General features: G+C 45.4%; 14 protein-coding genes. 2 read left to right on the top strand and 12 right to left on the bottom strand.

Features of this window, described 5'->3' with window-relative positions; translation table 11 throughout:
- Positions 1 to 131: 131 nt before the first annotated feature.
- From ACI0FF_RS10870 to ACI0FF_RS10825, 10 genes are all read right to left on the bottom strand, one after another.
- Positions 132 to 962: a hypothetical protein gene (locus ACI0FF_RS10870; RefSeq protein ID WP_419796871.1), complete on the bottom strand. Its 831-nt coding sequence runs from the start codon at positions 960 to 962 to the stop codon at positions 132 to 134.
- 65 nt (positions 963 to 1,027) lie between these two features.
- The gene (locus tag ACI0FF_RS10865) at positions 1,028 to 2,539 is read right to left on the bottom strand and encodes a formylglycine-generating enzyme family protein (RefSeq protein WP_419796870.1); all 1,512 of its coding nucleotides are present in this window, start codon (positions 2,537 to 2,539) and stop codon (positions 1,028 to 1,030) included.
- Between the two features lie 129 nt (positions 2,540 to 2,668).
- Entirely contained in the window at positions 2,669 to 3,139 is a 471-nt protein-coding gene (gene bfr / locus ACI0FF_RS10860) for a bacterioferritin (protein ID WP_417820737.1), read from the bottom strand.
- Between the two features lie 17 nt (positions 3,140 to 3,156).
- Positions 3,157 to 3,621, bottom strand: a complete 465-nt coding sequence (gene bfr, locus ACI0FF_RS10855) for a bacterioferritin (RefSeq protein WP_419796869.1) — start codon at positions 3,619 to 3,621, stop codon at positions 3,157 to 3,159.
- A gap of 129 nt (positions 3,622 to 3,750) precedes the next feature.
- The gene (locus tag ACI0FF_RS10850) at positions 3,751 to 5,007 is read right to left on the bottom strand and encodes a hypothetical protein (RefSeq protein WP_419796868.1); all 1,257 of its coding nucleotides are present in this window, start codon (positions 5,005 to 5,007) and stop codon (positions 3,751 to 3,753) included.
- On the bottom strand, positions 4,994 to 5,551 hold the full coding sequence (locus ACI0FF_RS10845) for a hypothetical protein (RefSeq protein ID WP_419796867.1): 558 nt from the start codon (positions 5,549 to 5,551) through the stop codon (positions 4,994 to 4,996). Before ACI0FF_RS10845 ends, ACI0FF_RS10850 begins: the two co-directional genes overlap by 14 nt.
- Positions 5,552 to 5,560: 9 nt before the next feature.
- On the bottom strand, positions 5,561 to 6,943 hold the full coding sequence (locus ACI0FF_RS10840; protein WP_419796866.1) for an FAD-dependent oxidoreductase: 1,383 nt from the start codon (positions 6,941 to 6,943) through the stop codon (positions 5,561 to 5,563).
- Between the two features lies 1 nt (position 6,944).
- Positions 6,945 to 10,328, bottom strand: a complete 3,384-nt coding sequence (locus ACI0FF_RS10835; protein ID WP_419796865.1) for a hypothetical protein — start codon at positions 10,326 to 10,328, stop codon at positions 6,945 to 6,947.
- 168 nt (positions 10,329 to 10,496) lie between these two features.
- On the bottom strand, positions 10,497 to 12,524 hold the full coding sequence (locus ACI0FF_RS10830; protein WP_419796864.1) for a hypothetical protein: 2,028 nt from the start codon (positions 12,522 to 12,524) through the stop codon (positions 10,497 to 10,499).
- 195 nt (positions 12,525 to 12,719) lie between these two features.
- Positions 12,720 to 13,400, bottom strand: a complete 681-nt coding sequence (locus ACI0FF_RS10825) for an outer membrane protein (protein ID WP_419796863.1) — start codon at positions 13,398 to 13,400, stop codon at positions 12,720 to 12,722.
- A gap of 172 nt (positions 13,401 to 13,572) precedes the next feature.
- Here ACI0FF_RS10825 and ACI0FF_RS10820 point away from each other — a divergent pair, with 172 nt between their 5' ends.
- Both ACI0FF_RS10820 and ACI0FF_RS10815 read left to right on the top strand, forming a co-directional pair.
- The gene (locus ACI0FF_RS10820) at positions 13,573 to 14,904 is read left to right on the top strand and encodes an MFS transporter (protein WP_419796862.1); all 1,332 of its coding nucleotides are present in this window, start codon (positions 13,573 to 13,575) and stop codon (positions 14,902 to 14,904) included.
- A 70-nt stretch (positions 14,905 to 14,974) separates the two neighbouring features.
- Complete coding sequence (locus ACI0FF_RS10815; protein WP_419796861.1) at positions 14,975 to 15,658, top strand: hypothetical protein; 684 nt, start codon at positions 14,975 to 14,977, stop codon at positions 15,656 to 15,658.
- A gap of 37 nt (positions 15,659 to 15,695) precedes the next feature.
- Here the strand turns inward: ACI0FF_RS10815 and ACI0FF_RS10810 are convergent, their stop codons facing one another.
- Positions 15,696 to 17,585: a DEAD/DEAH box helicase gene (locus ACI0FF_RS10810; protein ID WP_419796860.1), complete on the bottom strand. Its 1,890-nt coding sequence runs from the start codon at positions 17,583 to 17,585 to the stop codon at positions 15,696 to 15,698.
- A gap of 363 nt (positions 17,586 to 17,948) precedes the next feature.
- Positions 17,949 to 18,407, bottom strand: a complete 459-nt coding sequence (locus ACI0FF_RS10805; RefSeq protein ID WP_419796859.1) for a hypothetical protein — start codon at positions 18,405 to 18,407, stop codon at positions 17,949 to 17,951.
- Positions 18,408 to 18,446: the final 39 nt, after the last annotated feature.

Below are 18,446 nucleotides of genomic sequence, written 5' to 3'. Positions count from 1 at the left end.
TTTAGTTTATAGCAGAAAATAAAGAAGTTTGTCCTAATGATTAAGGTTAAAATATTTGGATTTAAATATATTTTTCATTCAACACAGTGTATGTAAAGTGTTTGATTATTCTATGATTATTTATTATCACACTACTTTTTTGCTTGCATTAATCTCCACGCAAGTAAATTTTTTTCTCCACAGAATTCACAATTGAAACGAAGAGATTGTTCTGTCCGCAGCCGTTCTATTATTTTTTTTGGGATATCAGTTTTATTGTCGCAGTTTTGGCATATGACATCAATAGTTCTACGTTCAAAAGACTTATCATTAGAATTGTAGGTATAAGTTTCATTACATTCAGGGTTGATGCAGCTAATCACTTGACCATTTTTAAGTAATTCTAACCTGCGTTGATTTTTAGATTTACAGATACATTCAAATGATACCTGCTCTCCAATTCCGGATATCATTAAAGTTCCTTTATCAATTTGTTTAATTTCGTGAAGAACCTCAATGACTTTCATTCGAATTTTTTCGATATCTCCATAATGTGTAACACTATCGTTTTTGTTAACTGGAAGACTAATATGGAGTGCAAGTTTTGCTAAAGCGTTCCAGAATTTACCCAGCTTTTTGGGATTGAAACCTATTTGAGTTCCAATTGACACAAATTCCGTTGCTTGATATTCCTCAAGCGTTGGTGATTTTGAAGTATCAGCAAGTGGCTCCTTTGATATTGATAATGTGAAAGTTTCAGCCGTATTCGCGTCTACCTCTTGAATAAGAGTCCTCACAATGTCCTGAGGTTGCCACTTTTTTAGATCATCATGTGAAATATAGTCATGATTTAACCGAAGGCGCTCATAACAAATACGTTCAATGGCAAGTCGACATTCTAATGCAGCATAAGTGAGACTTGCGTTGGTGTTTTTTTGAAGAAGCTCTTCAATAGCTGATATTGATGTTTTTAAGTTTATCATTTGATCACTTAATTTCTTAGAAAATATACGAAATATTTCGGTGAATTTGTCATCTGTTATTAAAATTATTGATGAAGATCTAACTTTGCAATTTCTTGATCATCCAGTTCTCGCAAAACACGAAATCCGGTATCGTCGCTGCGCCGTGTCGGAAAATCGCGCCATCGGTTGGTGACACGGATTTCTTTGGGCGGGAAGCTCCAGCCACCGCCGCGAATAACGCGTTTGCCGCACCCTGCGGGATTTTGATAGGCGGTGCCGTCCAGCCCGATCCCTTCAAATTGATCGTTCCAGCAATCTTCCACCCATTCAAATACATTGCCGCTGGTATCGAATAGGCCTAGCTGATTGGGGGCAAATCGTCCCACTGGTGCGGTTTTTTCACTATCCCAAATGCTGCCGCATCCTGCGCAATTGGCAAGGCCTTTGCCCAGTTTATCCCCCCAGGGATAAGCTGTTGTGGTTCCCGCGCGCGATATATATTCCCATTCGGCATCGCTGGGTAAGCGGTAGGTATGTCCGGTTTTTTCACTGAGCCAGCGGGTGTAGGCTTTGGCCTCTTCCCACGCGACATTTATGACGGGACGTCGCCCCCTGCCCCATGCGGAATCTTCTGGTGGGGTGCAATTTGTTTCCTGGCAATATTGGGCATATTCGGCAAAAGTAATCTCAAAAACCCCAATGGCAAAAGGTTTGGTCAAGGTGACGGGCTGGATGGGTTTTTCGTCAAAGTCGCCATTGGCATCACCACGCAGATAGCTGCCCGGTGAGATAAGGCGTAAAAGAGGTCCGCTGCTGCCATCAACAAAATAATCGCGTAAAGTATTCTGCTCTATTTGAGATTTGAATCCAGATATCAATAACTTCTCAGGTCGATCTCTACGGATATAACTGCTTTTAAATTCAATCGCTTGTATAGATTTTAAATTCAGTTGCAGGGTGTGCCCGCTTAAATCAGTGAGTGTAAAGTTTGTTTCAGCATGTAGACCGCTCAGCCATGATTGATCGTTTCGTCGGCGCAAACGAATTTTAAGAACCTCTTCATCCTCGGAATAGGTCAGGTCCAGTAGGTCGGCCTCTGTGCTGGGTAAAATAGCGGTTTGTCCATCTTGCTCGACCCGGAACAAGGTGGCTGTATGGTAGCCTAAAAAGACATCGCCATTGTTCATTTCGATAATATCAGGGGCGGCTTCTAACGGTTTTCTTTGGGCGCGTTCTTTTCGGCTGTGTTCAAATTCAATCAATTGAATTTCGGTTTTATCCAAGGGCAGGTCGGGACCCAAGGCACGGGTGGTGACAAATGTATTTTCTTTTATCTGCCCACTGAAAACTTCGCCATCTATTGTGGTGACGCGATCATTCGCCTGTGGTGTGGGGGCAAAGAAAATATGTGTCAGCCTGTCGCGTGTTAGTGTTATGTCGCCATAGTCGGTGGCAAGCTGAATTGTCTTTTGTGCGATAATCCCGTTATGGAATTCGCCGCGTCGTGTCTGAATGACATCGGCCCAAACAGTGTGGGCGAATGTGATGGCGGATAGAACAGAAGTTGCAATCAGGTAACGTTTTTTTGTTTTCATTAACCTTCCTCCCCACGTGTATAATACGCATTAATTACACAAGTGCAAAGTGTGCTTTTTTCAGAAAACAAAACGGCCTTGCACAGGATGGTGCAAAGCCGTTTAGGAATGTCCGTATAAATCCGCCGTTTAAGAGGATTTGGACTGAATGTAGTTTTTGAGACCCATTTTATCGATCAGGCCAAGCTGTTTTTCCAGCCAATAGGTGTGATCGTCTTCTGTGTCTTTCAGCAGGTCAATCAGCATTTGACGAGAAACGTAATCTTGTTCCTTTTCACATAGGGCAATAACCTTTTTCAGCTCTTTACCGACCATGAGTTCATATTCAAGATCGTTTTGCAGCATGGAGGGAACGTCTTTGCCGATTTTCAGCGCATCGCGTGCTGCGACATCCGGTGTACCTTCCAAAAACAGGATACGTTCCACGATGCGGGCTGCGTGCTCCAGTTCTTCTTCCTGTTCGTGTTTCAGGCGTTCGAACAATTCACTCATGCCCCAATCGTCATACATGCGTGAATGGATGAAATATTGATCCGCAGCACTCATTTCGTGGGCAAGAAGGCCGTTCAGAGCCTCAATAACCTTTTTGTTGCCTTTCATTTGATAGGCTCCTTATCTTACGTCTGTGATTGAATGTAGTTTTGCAGACCTTGTTCTTTGATCTGCCATTGCTGGGTTTCCAGCCAATCGAGGAATTCTTCTTCGTCTTCGATGATGTCATCAAGAAGATCGCGCGAAACGAAATCGCTTTCCGCTTCACAAAGGGCGATAGCTGCGCGTAAGTCCTGTAACATCGGGTCCAAAAGATCCATTTCGCATTGGATAATTTCTTCGGTATTTTCACCAATGCGCAATTTACCGAGGCTTTGCAGGTTGGGCAGACCTTCTAAAAACAGAATGCGTTCAATCAGTTTGTCCGCTTGTTTCATGTCCTTGATGGATTTTTTGTATTCCTTGCCACCGATCTCGCTCATTCCCCAGTCGTTAAACATGCGTGAATGTAAGAATGTCTGGTTAATGGAAACCAATTCGTTGCCCAGAATTTTATTGAGTTGGGCAATGACTTTTGGACTGCCTTTCATTTTGTTTTCCTTTCAGGGATCGCGATATATTGTTGAACCCATCATATGTGCATTTGTTGAGAATAGACAAGGGTGAAATATAAAAAAGTTAAATAAATTCAATGAGTTGGTTAATAATGATTATTAATTCTAATCGCGTTTCAGGTCTTGCTTATGTATGTAAAAGCTCTGTTCTCCCATCATGCGAGCCGGAAAAACTTTTATTTCAGAAAGACTTGAAGGCTCAGTGGTGCTGACATCCCATATTGGTAAATCCAGTTGGTAAGGATAATATTTGTCAAAGACATGACTGTCGGGAAGTCGGTCATGCAGGTAATGGACACCATGATGGGTTATCACCTTATCGGCACTTTCCTTTAGCAGGTGTTGCCGTGTCAGTTCTAAAGGTGCTGGTTGGGGGGGATTAAAGTTTATTTGATTCGAAATGAACACCTGTAAAACGACAAGGCCATAGAGGATGATTTTATTTATAAGATAATCGGTTTTTGCGATGAGGATGAGACTTAAAATTAAAGGTAAAGCCAAGTGACGCAGGTTTTCGGGGTTCTGGAAAAGTAAAACCCACGTCCAACCGGCTACAACGACAAAGGCCAAAATGCTTTTGCGATGGGGATAGAGGCTGAAGGCCAAGCCAAGACTGAGAGCTAAAAAATAAACCAGTCCGCCGGGGATACGTGAAAAGCTGTCGAACCAGGATAGGTCACTGGTCCCGAGCGTGGTATTCCCCCATAAAAGGAAATGTCCTTCGATAAAGCGCCACCCTTCCCACACAAGTGGCATTTGTTCGATCGCGAGCAGGCCGAAGAAAAACAATAAACAGAGTGTGGCGCAGGCAAAAACAAAAGGAAGGGCAGCTTTTTTGTCTTTGAAGATTGCTGCACATATGAAAACTGCCGCAAAAATAACAAAGGAAGGACGACAAGCCAAAGCCGTACCGAGTAACAGGCCGCTGATTGTGAAATTACCTTTTCGATATTGCCATAGGGCGGCAAGGAAAAATGCAATACCCGCACCGTCAGACATGAGGCTTAGCCCCAAATATGGCAAAAGCGGCATGCCGAGTGCGCATAAAAATACGGCAAGACGGTTTTTGTCTACACACAAGAAGCAAAGCAGCGGAATGGCAAGTGCCATTGAGAGGGAGAGAATAGACAGGGCGTTTAGCGAACTAAGACCAAGGCTATATAAAGCTTTGCCGAGCAGGATAAATCCGGGATAACCGGGGAAATGCGGTCTGAATTCCAGAATGCTGAACCGTTCAATGCCGCGCAAGAAAAAATAAGCATCATCGTTTGAAAGAGAGGGCGCAAATGAAAACAGCCAAACAGCCAAAGTGCCATAAAGGCCGCAGGCGATAATCCAGCCCCCTATCTTAAAGCTTGGCAAATTCTTTCACCAGTTGATCAAGTGCCTTTTGATATGCATCCGGGTCGGCAGGTGTTTGCCCTGCCCCGAATACGCCGGGCTTACCAATTGCGTTCAGGCAGTTTTGCAAAGATTTTGCGATATTGTCGGCTTGTTTTTTTGGTAATTCCGGCTCAATCACGTCGAAGAAACGTTTGGATTTCATCACCATGACTTTGGTGCTTTGATAATTATCGAGATTACGCGCGGCAATCATGAGGCGTCGTTGAATTTCAGCTGCAAACAAGCGATGAATATTATGAAGGACAGCTTTTTGGTCTTTTTGTTCCACAGCCTTTTCAAAATCGCTGAGCAACGGTTTATCGAATTTATGAGATAGAAACTCGATATCATCTTTCATCAGGTTGAAATATTTAGCAACTTTATCGAAATCATTTTTCTGAAATCCGCTGACGATCCCGTTACGCCCATCGATCAGGGGTTCTTTGCCCGCAGCAGAATAGGAATAGGCGCTGGCGTGCCCTGAAATGGTAAAACTCAGCAGAAGAACGAGAAGGAAGCGCATGAAATTCTCCTAAGCGACACTTTGGGTCTCAATGACCGTGCGTTCGTTGCGATGATCAAAAATGGCACGGCGGCAGTCTTGGCCGTTCAGAACAGCGCGTGCCGCCATTTGCCCCATTTCCATTGCTGTATCTGTGAAGATATAGCGAAATGTTGCCTGTCGTCCACATTGAATAAGGTTGTTAAATGGATTGAGATAGGCAATGGCTTTTTCCCGTTCGATTTCGTATCCCACAGACATCAATGGATAGGCCTGCGCCCCGAAGGTGGAAAAATATTCCCCTGTCGCTTGTCGGGACGGAACGCCAAGGCGATCCAAATCTGTGCAGGCGCGTTTAAACAGGTCGGCATCCTCCATTGTCCAGAGGTCACTGCCCGGATCACAAGGAATTTCCAGCATGAGCGAGCTATGCCCGTTTGGTGCCATATAGGGGGAACGTCGTTTGGGTTCTTGCAGACGGGTCGCCATGATGTGTGGATCGGATAGATATTGCCATGTGTTATCCGAAATATTATCCGCTTCCATTGGCATGCAGAAAAAACGCACACCACGAAATTTTAAGGTGCTGGTCCCGCCACATAACCTTACCATGTCGGGTAAAGATATTGTTGAAACGTATTGATCTGCAATAATTTTCTCGCCATTGGCAAAGATAGCGGTAATTTGATCCTGTCCACATTCAATCCCGTCTATTTGCGTTCCATAACGGATTGTTCCGCCAAGGCGTTCAAATTCACGGGCGATTTTTTCAAAGATAACACCAAAGCCATATTTGGGATAGCGGTACGAATGAGCATAGGTGCGCGGTGTCGCATCGCGTGTGGGCAGCAGGCGTCGTGCAACATCTTTTAAATCCAGCAGGCTGATGCGTTGGGAGGCCCAATCGGCAGACAGGTTTTTAGGATCAATCCCCCAAAGTTTTGCCGTATAACCTTCGAAGAAATTGCGGTAAAGTGTTTTGCCAAAACGGCTTTCAATCCATGTGGCAAAGCTGGTGTTGTCGGGTTTCTGAAAGGGCAAGGTCGCCAAATCCAGCCCCGCGCCAGCCAATAACGCAGTTGGGGCTGTCTTTAACAAATTTCCAAGCGCAAGCGGATAGGCATAGGTGCGCCCCCGAAAGCGAATAACGCTTTTGCGATAGGCGGTTAAAAGATCGTCTCCGACCAAATCTTCGACCAGTTGCAGCAAGTCGGGATCATGGGTGATAAAACGGTGGCCACCAAAATCAAAACGATAGGTACCGTGTTTGCCTTTAAAGGTCGTTGTACCGCACAATCCGCCTTCAACCTTGCGTTTTTCATACAAGGTTACTGTCTTACCAGCTTTTGCAAGTTCATAGGCCGCCATAAGACCCGCAGGCCCCGCACCCAATACGGCAATGGTTTCAACCATATCAGGGGTGCTCCAGCATGGTGGTAGACTGGGTCATCAGAACTGCTTTTGGGTTGGGGAGTTCAGGATAGGTTTGACGCACCGCATCCGTCACCCATTGTGGGTAGATACGGAACATAAGTTTAGTGTCGACTTGCAAGGGATAAGCGGCATCTGTCGGGATGTCAAAACGTTCATCGCGGTATCCGTTTGCTGGGATTTTGGTATCTTTTAACATTTTCTCATACCGCCAGAAGGCAAGACCAACAGGTTTACCATCTTTATCACCAAAGACCTTTTGGAAGAAACGGGCCTCTTTTGCCACATTGCCTTTGTCATCCATTTTACCTTCGGACAAAACGATATTGCCCTTGGCATCTTTAACGGTGATATCCAGCCACAATTGACGGAAATCGGCAACTCCAGTGGGTAAGGCATGCCCTGCCCCGATGTTTTTTACACGCACGTTTAACTTTCCATCCGGGGTGATGCTGTTTTCCATTTTGGCCGCCGTTTGCAACAGATCAATACTCATGTTCGCCAGTTTTTCGTTGCGCAATCCGACAAGGTGGTGATTGGCCCCGGTAAACTGATGCGTGACCACATTGTCTTTTACCCGCCCGCCATCGGTGGAAATACCGGGAACATTTTCCCCGATCCGTTTGACATCGGCGTGCATATGGCAATCAATACAACCACGGTGCTTGCTGGGATCTTCCGGGTTGTTGTAGTCGGATTTTTCCCACTCCCCATAAGTATCCACAATAACGGCACCTGTACCGGGGGCAAATTCGTTATGGCATGTACTACAGAGTTCCGAGTCTTTATAGAACGGTTGGCTATAGGATTTTGCATGGACTTCCGGTTTTGCGTTGATCTGGTGGTTCCCTGCCCAATTTAATAAATCGTTTTTGCTGTTTTCAAAGATATAAAGCTCACGGTCTTTAACATTGACTGAGAAACTGGCATTCCCACCTGCTTTTTTGCCACGGGCATCTTCCAATTTGGTGATGCGGTGACAGAAGAGACAGCCCGTGCCCTCATCCAGATCAGGTTTCTTTTCTTCCAAGGCTTTAAACAGGGTTTCACCGCCTTTTTCGAACATATGGCCTTTTTCGATCGTCGCGGTTAAACCTGTCAACAATCCTTGGGGATGGTGACAGCCCATACACCATTTACGGAATTCTTCGCCTTCGGTTTGGGCGGCGACTTCTTCCACAACCTTGTAATAAGGGTTGGAATCCCCCATCAAACGGTGCAATGAGTCTGCCCATTGATCAAACATATCGGAATGACATTCTGCACAGGCTGCGGAATTGACCCATTCTTCGGCGTGTACGGTTTTGCGTTCATCATCCAGTCGTAACCATGTGGACAGAAGCGGCAGGTTACCTTTTGCCAGAACAAAGCTATGGAGATCATCCATTTTGTTTTTGACTTTTTCAGGTAGGTTCGCCGGGTCTACTTTTTTGGCACCGTCACGTTCATCAAATCCCATACCGCCTTGTGTTTCCTGAATGATACGAACGTAATCACCCGCAAAATCACCGGCAACCATATTGCCCAGTTTTTGGTGACCGATCAGGGCATTATCATATTTATCGGTTGGCGTATCACGGAACATATAGCCAGTGGTAAAATTAAACCCGTCCAGATGGCAGCTTTGGCAACTCATCCAAAAATCGCCTGCCATTGGATAATCGGTATCATCGTTGGTATTGCCTGACATAAACAAGGTTTTGCCGCGTCTGAGTTGGGGGTCCAATGGATCGTTTGCCACCAGCTTGGCGAAAACAGGTTTGACCAGCTTGGCGCGTGCAAACGGTCCTTCCCCGCCACGGGTCATTTGGGTGATATCAAGGCTCATGGCATTCTGGATGAAGATATCTTGCCCGGATACGACAATTCCGCGTGGTGTATCGCCGGGGAGATGACGATAAATTTGTTGAACTTTTGCTCCCCCTTGATTGAGCTTGCCTACACGGCGTGCGCGGCGTTTTTTCTTTTTCTTGATTTCAGTCCGGCGCGACAGGTCAAAGACCATCAGGTCTTCACTGCCACTGAGTGTGATATAAACTTTTTTACCGTCAGCGCTGAAGGTCGCATCATGCGGGTTGGATACAATACGTGTGCGTTTGGTTGTTTCCACAATGTTGATTTGCTTGAACAAATGTTTGCGGCGATCAACCAATTCCTTTTCTTTTCCTTTGTTCAAACTGAGTAAGGAGACAGAAGGGAAAACAGTGGATTGAAACTGGAACGGGTGATCAAAGTTCCAGAGAACATGCGGTAACCAAGCTTCCGTTTCATCCGGGCTGATAGCAATGTCGTCCAGCAGGCGCGGTACCCCTTGCGAGATAAACTCGTCTTCCGGTTCCTGTGTTTCATGTAATTTCAAGGTGACATTAAGTGCAGGCGGTAAAACGGTTGTATCGTAAATGGAGACTTCACCGATCATGGAATGGGTAACGAGTAAGCGCCCATCTGATAACAGGGCCAAGCCACGTGGCGTTTCACGGGTTTTTAAATTGTAAACAACGCCCTTATCCGGGTGAAGTCCCAAAAGGCGGTGCCCTTCAAAAGCCGCAACCCAAAACAGTTTGTTTCGTGGGTCATAGACAATCCCGAAGGGACGGTACGCAACTTTATACTCGCTGAGAATTTTGTCTTGGTTGAAGAAAATAACACGATGACCTGTGTAATCTGTCGCGGCCATCAATCTGTTTTCACCAAGGGCCAAACGACGAATATCACCACCGAGCGTAATCTCGCCAAGCCGTTTTGCGCTATCTTTATCAATCCAAGATACGCTGCCGGTATCACCATTGGCACTATACAGGATTTTTGTATCGGGACCTAGTGTGAAACCCGTAGTTTCAACGGCTGCAAATGCGGTGGTGGAAAGAGCTGCGATGGCAAGACCAAAGGCAAGAAGCCATTTTAAGGCTTTAAGCATGCTCCAGCGTTTTGCATGCATATAGACAATGATGGCAAGGGGGATGCTGGGTAATAAATGCATCCAGTACACAGCCTGCCCCATCAGGTCACCCCGGTTGCCGAAAAAGGATAAATACAGACCGCTCAGAAACAGTAAGATTAAAATATATTCGATAAGGGTACCGGACTTACGCAGGAAAGGTTTGGTTGATGATTTCATTAAATCACGATGCGATAACCAAAACGGCAGAACGAAAATAGGAAAAAGAATTAAGGAAACAAGGAAATGAATTCCCAATGCCGGTCGTGTCACTTGCCACGGCAGACTAAATCCATCCCATAATAAAAGGCCGCTAATCACCAGAATATAAAGGATAAATTCGGCAGGCTTGGATTGATACGAAAGTTTGCGCCAAAGGGACGCCGCCGCAATAACTTCTTTATGTGTTTTTCTTGTTTGCGTACTCATGTTCGCTCATTCTGCTCTGAAGTAAAGTAAGAATAAATATTAATCTCAGAAGGTCTACATAATTGCAAATGCGTCTTAATTGATATACGTCAAAAATCTATGATAGAACGCAAAAAAACCGGGAAAACCTTTTGAGAAAGGCCTCCCCGGTTTTTGAATGAAAAAGGTTTATCGTTTTGAAACAATTGCCTTATTTGCCATTGTCATGGCGGTGCCGTATTTTCCACCTGCATAAACAACTTGGGCCACACCGTCTTTATCTGTGTCACCATTGTTGTTTTCGCTGAGCAGGTTCTCACCGGAGTCGCCGACCCATTCAGCCAACTGCATACCTTCATTGGTTTTTTCACCGTTAATGACGGTACGGAACCACGTGGTGTAACGTTTTGTCAGGTGTGCCAAATTCAGATTGGGATTGTTCTCACCTTCTTCGTTACGCAGATCCAGCATCAAGGAACGTAAACCGGCACTGACAGCTGCCACTGTGTACGGTGTATATTGCGTTGGTTGCCCGATAACATTGGCATAAGTGCCCGTATCTTTGTCAAACATCAGGGCTTCGACTTGGTTGTAAACGTTACGTGCAGCTTCTTTGTAACGCATATCGCCTGTGGCGGTTGTTGCGGCTGCGAGACCGCGGATCACGGCAAACTGAGTGCCAACGGTTTGGTTTTTGCCTGCGCCATCTTTCAGGTTATAGCTATCAACAGCCAAGCCATTTTTTGCAATCAGTTTATCAACGATAAAATCAGCTTGCGCCTTGATCATTTCCAAGGCCCGTTGACCACGCTCTGTATTCAGGCTTTCACCGGCATCAGCTGACGCATAACCAACCGGCAGCGCATCTTGTGAACGTTGGAAGATCGTTAGGGCTTGCAAGGCGTAAGCGGCATCAAAAGTGGTCACGTTTTGACCAATAACATCATCAACCAATGTGCCTGCTTTGGCATCAAAATGCAGGGCATCCAAGTTTTTGAAAGCGGCATTTGCCAAGACACTAACGACGGAGAACGGATCATCGCTTTCTACATCGTTATTCAGGTCTGTATCTGTGTTGGCCGCCGGGGCACTGGGGAATGGCGCCCCATCAAATACAGAAAGGAAAGCCGGGTTTTGGTTCGTGTTAGCACTGCGTTGGTCACTAAAGGCGTAAACTTCGCTGAGGGGCCACAACAGCATCCATGTGTCGCGTAATGTGGAACGACCATCTGTCACTTTCAGGTCCCCAATGGCTTTGGTGCCATTGACCATTTTTTCGCTAACCGCAACATTGGCCGGGAACCAGACCGGACCGTTTGCCGGATCATAGGTACTGGTGATTTTTGTGCCCAGTTGTTTACCGTCATAGCCGAACTGGTTTTTCAAGGTAAGGAGCTTGTCCCATGTGATTTCTGTCAGGATAACACCGTTAAAACCGTCTGCTGAAGACACACCCAACGCATGTTTGCCGTCCGCATCCATATCGGATGAGGTGGCTTCCACTTCTTCATCACCTTCAACTGTATGCATGCCGCCAAGGAAATCTTGTGACCACATAACGTCTTTTAACATCTGTCCGCCGACGGCGGCGGGATTGAAGGATTTGTCCATACCGGACTCAATCCATGCAAGGGAGGCATAATCACGGAAATAAGCCGGGATATCGATTTTGACTTTCGATGATTTACCCTGTGCATCCAGCATGTCAACTTCGTCTGTATTGACGGTCGCAGTATCCACCTGCCCCGCAAATTCAGGCATACCGTTTTGATACGGGAACGTGATCGGATACATATTCAACGGAATTTCTTCTGTTGGGAAAGCAACGGATGCAGACAATTCAATAAAACGCTTGCCTAAGCTTTCCGGTGTGCCACCACGTTTTGTGTTAAGCGGGCCGTTGGCAAGGTGCGGTCCCATTTTTGATTGATAATTAACCGCATACATCGCTTCTTCGGAATACTCATAAGACTCGATCCCGGCTGTGTAATCGAAGGCTGTCGGTTTGTTCAGAGCCACAGGATCAAGTACATCAAGATCAAGCCCCAGACTTTCAGCCAAGGGTTCGCCGGAAAGTTCAAATTCCGTATATGCCAGAAAACCGCCACCGGGGTTAAAGGATTTATCGACAACTTCTACCTTTACGCCGTCTGCAAAGGCAGCACTGGAAATGGCCAGTGCGGAAGTTAAGCTCAGGAATTTAAGTGTTTTAGACATTTGTATTCCAATTGGTTTGTTGCGAGTAATTATCAATATCTATTCTTTTTGCATAAAAAAAACCTATTTGCAAATGATTTTCATTAATTGTTGATGGTATTTTAAATGAAGTATATTAGCGAGTTTATAAAAAAACGGGACAGATAATCTGCCCCGTTTAATAGACTGTAAAACTGTAAATTTAGCGGCGATAGCCTAGAAGTTAAATGTGACGTTTGCTGTAAGTGTATGTGCTTTCATATCGTCAAAACCGTTTTGACCAGTGTTTGCCCATAGATAACGGTATTTTGCGCCGACATATGTATTCTTGTTGATTGCGTAATCCAACCCAACAATTGCGTTTGCAATAAGGTTTGTATCGCTTTCGCTGCCATTGACTTGCAATGTTCCGATAGAATCAATTGTATCTTTGCTATAAACCGCACCAATCCCAAGGCCAACGAAGGGCGAAAGTCTGCTTTTTTTGTTCCCCAGAGGCGTGAAAATAGCATTGGCAATTGCTGTCACGGTTTGAATGGAACCATCAATATCTGCACTGCCGTTGACAACATAGTTTGTCCCCCCAGCGCTTGCCGTCAGGTTCCCTGTGACTTTGTCGTAATCAAACTTGCTGTATCCGGCTTCAAGTTCAAGGGCAACAAGGTTGTTCATATGGCGACCTACTGCACCGGATATGGTGTAGCCAGCTTTCTTTTCGATGTTACCTGTGGCGTTTACAGTCACCCCGTATTGGGTGGCGGAAGAAGAAAAGGAGGTATCTTCAGCGATCACGATGCCCCCATCAACCCGACCATAATAAGGTGAGTTACCGCCAGCTTGCGCAACGCATGCGACAGACATAGAGGCCATTAAAGACAGCGCAAATTTTTTAATCATTTTAAATTTCCTTTTATGTAATTTTTACACCTTTAAATTGTTCGCTGTCGGAGCTGTCAAGTTTTGTTTATTTTTTTTAAACAATCATTGCACAACAAGGCTTTAAAATGTTTCCATAGAATGCGAAAGACTAGAGTGAATTATGAAAAATACAGTTAGGGTGAATAAGAGTATGAGCAGAGCAATCTCACCGTTTATCGCGTTGTTAGCGAGTATTTGGTTGATCAACCTCGGTGGTGGGTTGCAAGGCACATTGCTGGGCTTACGTGCAGAGATGGAGTCCTTTGAGTTGACATCCACCGGCTTTATCCTGTCTTCTTACTTCTTGGGCTATATTGTCAGCTTTTTTGTTATTCCCTCTTTTATTAACAGTGTTGGGCATATCCGGTCTTTTGCAGCTTTTGCGTCTCTTTCTTCTGCGGCGACGTTGTTGCATGCGGTCTTTGTTGATCCTTATGTCTGGTTTTGTTTGCGCCTCTTAACGGGCTTGTGCTTTGGCGGATTGATTTTGGTTGGAGAAAGCTGGTTAAATGCATCTACAGGCAATGATAATCGTGGGACGGTGTTTTCTGTTTACATGCTGATTGTCCTGAGTGCCTCAGCAATCAGCCAAATTCTCCTGAATTTGACTTCAGTTTCCGGTTACAATCTGTTTGTGTTGGTCTCTGTTGCCTTGTCGGTTGCCCTTCTTCCTCTCACTTTGGGGAAAAAGATTGTTGCACCTGAAATTCAGGAAAGTTCGACAATGGCGTTTGGCAAGCTGGCAAAGCGGTTTCCACTTGGCATGCTGGGGATTGCAGTGTCCGGTTTGGTCAGCGGTGCATTATGGACAATGCTGGCTGTTTATGTTTTGCGGATCGGGCTGGATACATCCGATGTCTCTCAAGTCATGTTTTTCCTGATGGTTGGTGGGATGGTTGCTCTTTGGCCGATTGGGAAGCTTTCAGACCGTATAGATCGACGTAAAATTATCCTCGGATTGGGACTTGGGACATCTTTGGTTTGCACACTCTTTTTAATTCCTGCTTTCCTGAATGCCGATACCATCAAATATATGGCGGCTCTTTTAGGCTTTATGGCCTTCCCGCTTTATGCCATTTCATCCAGCCATATTAGTGATTATCTTGAACAAGATGAATTTGTCCCGGTTTGCGGATCGATGGTTTTATTTTATGGATTGGGTGCGTTGATTGCTCCGTTGGTCTCTGCTCAGGCGATGCAAATTATTGGGCCAAAGGGGTTGTTTATCTTTATGTTTGTTATTCAAATTCCGTTGATTGTGGTGGCAGCGGTTCGTATCTTTAAGAAAGAAACTTTGTCGAACGATGAAAAAACAGATTTTGTGTTCGAAATGCTTGCTGTTACACCTTCTGTCAGTCCGCTTGATCCTCGAAATCAGGAAGCCGAGGAATTAGCGGATGAAGCACAAAGAGAAATGGAAGAACGAGAAATTGCAGATCAAGAAGCCCTTGATGATGACGATACAATTCGGATGACGGACTGATAATGTTTTATAGTTGAAAATCAACGTTACTAGCTATATTTTTTATATATAAACGGGGATGTTCATTCATATGTATAAATTTTTAACAGTTGCTTTAATTGCTCTTATCAGTAGTTTTAGTGTAAATGCACAGTCTAATAGTAGTTATTGCCCCCAAAAAATCGGAATGATGCAGGGGGATCCTTTGGCAATTCCGGCTAAAGAAATTTTAGTGAAAATTTATAAGAAATTAGGCTGTAACATAAAGGTCGTCCCTTTACCCGGTACAAGAGGAATCTTGCACTTCAATAAAAAGCTGGTGGATGGTGAGCTTTACCGTTTGTCTCTTGCTGAAAAAGCTTATGAGCAGACCTTTGTGCGCTCCCTTGTTCCTCTTTTTAAACTCACAAATGCCATTTGGGAAAACTCTGATTATAATATCTCGAATAAAAAACCCTTGGGATACGTTAAGGGCATTAAATGGCACGAAGAATATATTCTAAAACATTTTTTGGACATGCAGAATATTGCCCAGTTTTATTCGGAAGATAAAATGTATGAAGCGTTTAATCGTGGGGCAATTGGCGGTTTTTTAAGTGAAAAACAAACGGTTAAACTGTTGATGGATGATGGACGCTTAAGTGTCTCCCCCCGCCTTAAATTCACTGTGGAAAGCAAACCGCTCTATCATTATTTAAGCAGCAAATATTCAACTTTTATGGCCGATTTTTCTAAAGTTATTGAAGCGGAGCATCCGTTTTCTATTTTAGAATAAAAAAAACCTTGCTCAAGCGAACAAGGTTTTTTTTGTATTAGATTTTCTTTGGCTTACGCTTGCGTTTTATCGGGCCCATGCCAGCCTTACTGTCCCCGTCTTTTTTGGGTTTATAAGACTTTTTGCTTTTTGCAGGCTTGTCTGTTCTTGGGGCACTGTCATCATTTGACTTGCCTTCAAACTTTTTATGTTCACCAGATTTCCCACGATGGGCAGCTTTGCGCGGACGACGCTCTCCTCGATCTTCGCGATCATTTCTGCTGCGTCCTTTGCGGTTGTTATCACGTGCGCTGCGTTTGCCCCGTGTATCAGAACTAAATTCAGGGACTTCTTTTAAACGATCAATGGTGACGCCGTTTTCGACCTTGCGGCTTGGCCCGACAGCGGCGAGGAATTTATCAATGCTATCAGGGTGGAATTCAACAAAGGTGGTATCATCCTGAATTTTAATCGCGCCAATTTCCCCTTTGGTGATATGGCCTGCCCGACAGAGCATGGGCAAAATCCAACGAGGTTCCGCATTGTGTGTGCGCCCGACAGAGAGACTGACCCAGACGCCGTTTTCAAAATCGACCCTTGGGCCTTTTTCGGGGCGTTCCCGGTCTTTGCCTTGCGGGGCATCCAGCAATTCTTCAGGGGCTGGTTGTTCGGTATTTTGCAGACGGATCAAGGCCAGTGCAATTTGTTCAGGGCTGAATTTCGCCATGACGTCCTGCAGAAAGTCCTTTTCATTTTCGTCAATTTCCTGATCGAACACAGGGTTGGTCAGGAAACGTTCGCGATCACGTTGCAGGACCTCTTCGACAGAGGGCGGCTTGGTCCAATCTGCAGTGATTTTGGCATGGTTCAAGACTTGTTCTGTGCGGCGGCGTTGATTGTAAGGCACAACCAGTGCGCTGACCCCTTTTCGCCCTGCCCGTCCTGTTCGTCCGCTTCGGTGCAGCAAGGCTTCGCTGTTGCGGGGAATGTCTGCGTGGATCACCAGTTCCAGATTGGGCAGATCAATACCGCGCGCGGCAACATCGGTTGCGACACAAACGCGGGCACGTCCATCACGCATGGCTTGCAAGGCATGAGAACGCTCATTCTGGCTCAGTTCACCGGACAATGCGACAACAGAAAAGCCCCGGTTGTTCAGGCGACTGTGCAAATGATTGACGGTCGCACGGGTCGCGCAGAAAATAATGGCATTTTTGGCTTCATGGAAACGCAAGATATTGATGATGGCATTTTCGCGGTCACTCGGGGCGACTTGAAAGGCCTTATATGTAATATCGCGGTGTTGCTTTTCCGCTGCCTTGGTTTCAAGGCGAACAGCGTCCCGTTGATAGCGTTTCGCCAAGGTGGCAATCCCGCGCCCGACAGTTGCGGAAAACATCAGGGTGCGGCGCTCAACCGGTGTGGTATCCAGGATACATTCCAGTTCTTCTCGGAACCCCAGATCCAGCATTTCATCAGCTTCATCCAGAACAACACAACGCAGCGCCGACGGCTCTAAAGACCCGCGCTCGATATGGTCGCGCAAACGTCCGGGCGTACCGACGACGATATGTGCGCCGCGTGACAGGTTGTTGCGTTCGGTTCGCATATCCATACCACCGACACAAGACGCGATTTTGGCCCCGGTGAATTCATAAAGCCATTCAAGCTCCAGCTTCACTTGCAGGGCGAGTTCGCGTGTCGGTGCAATGACCAGCGCCAAGGGCTTTTCCGCACGGGAAAAATTTGTCGCTTCGCCTAAAATTGTGGGGGCAAAGTTCAAACCAAAGGCAACGGTTTTTCCGGAACCGGTTTGTGCAGAAACAAGCGCATCTACATCAAGCATCTCAGGGGCAATCACAGCCTCCTGAACAGGTGTTAACGTTTCATAGCCTCGTTTTACCAATGCCTGTTCGAGTGATGAAACAACACCTTCAAATTTTGTCATACTGTATCTTTCAAAAGAGAAGATATTATTATACTTCTCTTGTTTTCATGTGCCCTGAGTATGACCGCAATGTCCGGTCATGGCACGCTCTTTATCTATTTTCGAGAATAGTTCCCGTCAGGTTTGGGCGGATCCGGTCCGTTGAAAAAAACTTCGCTTAAAAGAGCAAAACTTTCCAATGATTAAGATTATGAGAAAACAAACGATAACCAAAACTGAAAAATAAGCTTTAAATCAATAATTTACGCGTATCCAAAATAAGCGCAAATAGACCGAAACCCTTACCTACACTTCCGCCTGCCAGAATGCAAGCACTTTCCTTTTGGGGCATTCAATATGGCGTTAGAGTAAAGCCTGCTTCATCTATTGCGGTAGGTCTGTGCTATTGAGGTTTAGTTGCAGTGGTAAATGATCACTCACTTCAAGCCATTTTCCTTCTTGGAAGATCTGAAAGTTAATGATTGTTTCGTAGAACATTTCTGAACCGAACATATAGTCGATATGATAGGGTCTCTCTTGTTTCCTGTACATGTAAAATGTAGGCTGGAGTTCGCTGCCTTGCGCTTGACCTATATGATTATGATACAAGCTTTTTATGTGTAGCTCTTCCAGTTCTCTAACCACATCGCTGTGGTTCCACCATCGGTCCCACTTGTCCCATTGGGTATTACTGTTAAAATCCCCAGCGATCAGTATTTCATCTTCAGCCAGGCGTTGCTTGTGCCTTTGAAGATATTTCCAAAACTGGCCGATATATTTAAAAGTTGGGGAATTTGCTTGTTTGGTCCAAACGCCTAGGTCCTGTTGACAAAGTGGGTTCACAAATTGCTTAGAATGTGATTCAAGACTTCTTTTTATGAG

The sequence above is a fragment of the Terasakiella sp. 4MB5A genome (genome assembly GCF_050058155.1).
Taxonomy (GTDB): domain Bacteria; phylum Pseudomonadota; class Alphaproteobacteria; order Rhodospirillales; family Terasakiellaceae; genus Terasakiella; species Terasakiella halodenitrificans.
Note: the sequence above shows the minus strand (reverse complement) of the source record. Positions and strands in the feature narration are given on the sequence as shown.

Excerpts from the sequence above, each read along its gene's own strand:
- ACI0FF_RS10870 (WP_419796871.1), bottom strand. The coding sequence starts at position 962 with ATGATAAACTTAAAAACATCAATATCAGCTATTGAAGAGCTTCTTCAA.
- ACI0FF_RS10865 (WP_419796870.1), bottom strand. The coding sequence starts at position 2,539 with ATGAAAACAAAAAAACGTTACCTGATTGCAACTTCTGTTCTATCCGCC.
- bfr (WP_417820737.1), bottom strand. The coding sequence starts at position 3,139 with ATGAAAGGCAACAAAAAGGTTATTGAGGCTCTGAACGGCCTTCTTGCC.
- bfr (WP_419796869.1), bottom strand. The coding sequence starts at position 3,621 with ATGAAAGGCAGTCCAAAAGTCATTGCCCAACTCAATAAAATTCTGGGC.
- ACI0FF_RS10845 (WP_419796867.1), bottom strand. The coding sequence starts at position 5,551 with ATGCGCTTCCTTCTCGTTCTTCTGCTGAGTTTTACCATTTCAGGGCAC.
- ACI0FF_RS10840 (WP_419796866.1), bottom strand. The coding sequence starts at position 6,943 with ATGGTTGAAACCATTGCCGTATTGGGTGCGGGGCCTGCGGGTCTTATG.
- ACI0FF_RS10835 (WP_419796865.1), bottom strand. The coding sequence starts at position 10,328 with ATGAGTACGCAAACAAGAAAAACACATAAAGAAGTTATTGCGGCGGCG.
- ACI0FF_RS10830 (WP_419796864.1), bottom strand. The coding sequence starts at position 12,524 with ATGTCTAAAACACTTAAATTCCTGAGCTTAACTTCCGCACTGGCCATT.
- ACI0FF_RS10825 (WP_419796863.1), bottom strand. The coding sequence starts at position 13,400 with ATGATTAAAAAATTTGCGCTGTCTTTAATGGCCTCTATGTCTGTCGCA.
- ACI0FF_RS10820 (WP_419796862.1), top strand. The coding sequence starts at position 13,573 with ATGAGCAGAGCAATCTCACCGTTTATCGCGTTGTTAGCGAGTATTTGG.
- ACI0FF_RS10815 (WP_419796861.1), top strand. The coding sequence starts at position 14,975 with ATGTATAAATTTTTAACAGTTGCTTTAATTGCTCTTATCAGTAGTTTT.
- ACI0FF_RS10810 (WP_419796860.1), bottom strand. The coding sequence starts at position 17,585 with ATGACAAAATTTGAAGGTGTTGTTTCATCACTCGAACAGGCATTGGTA.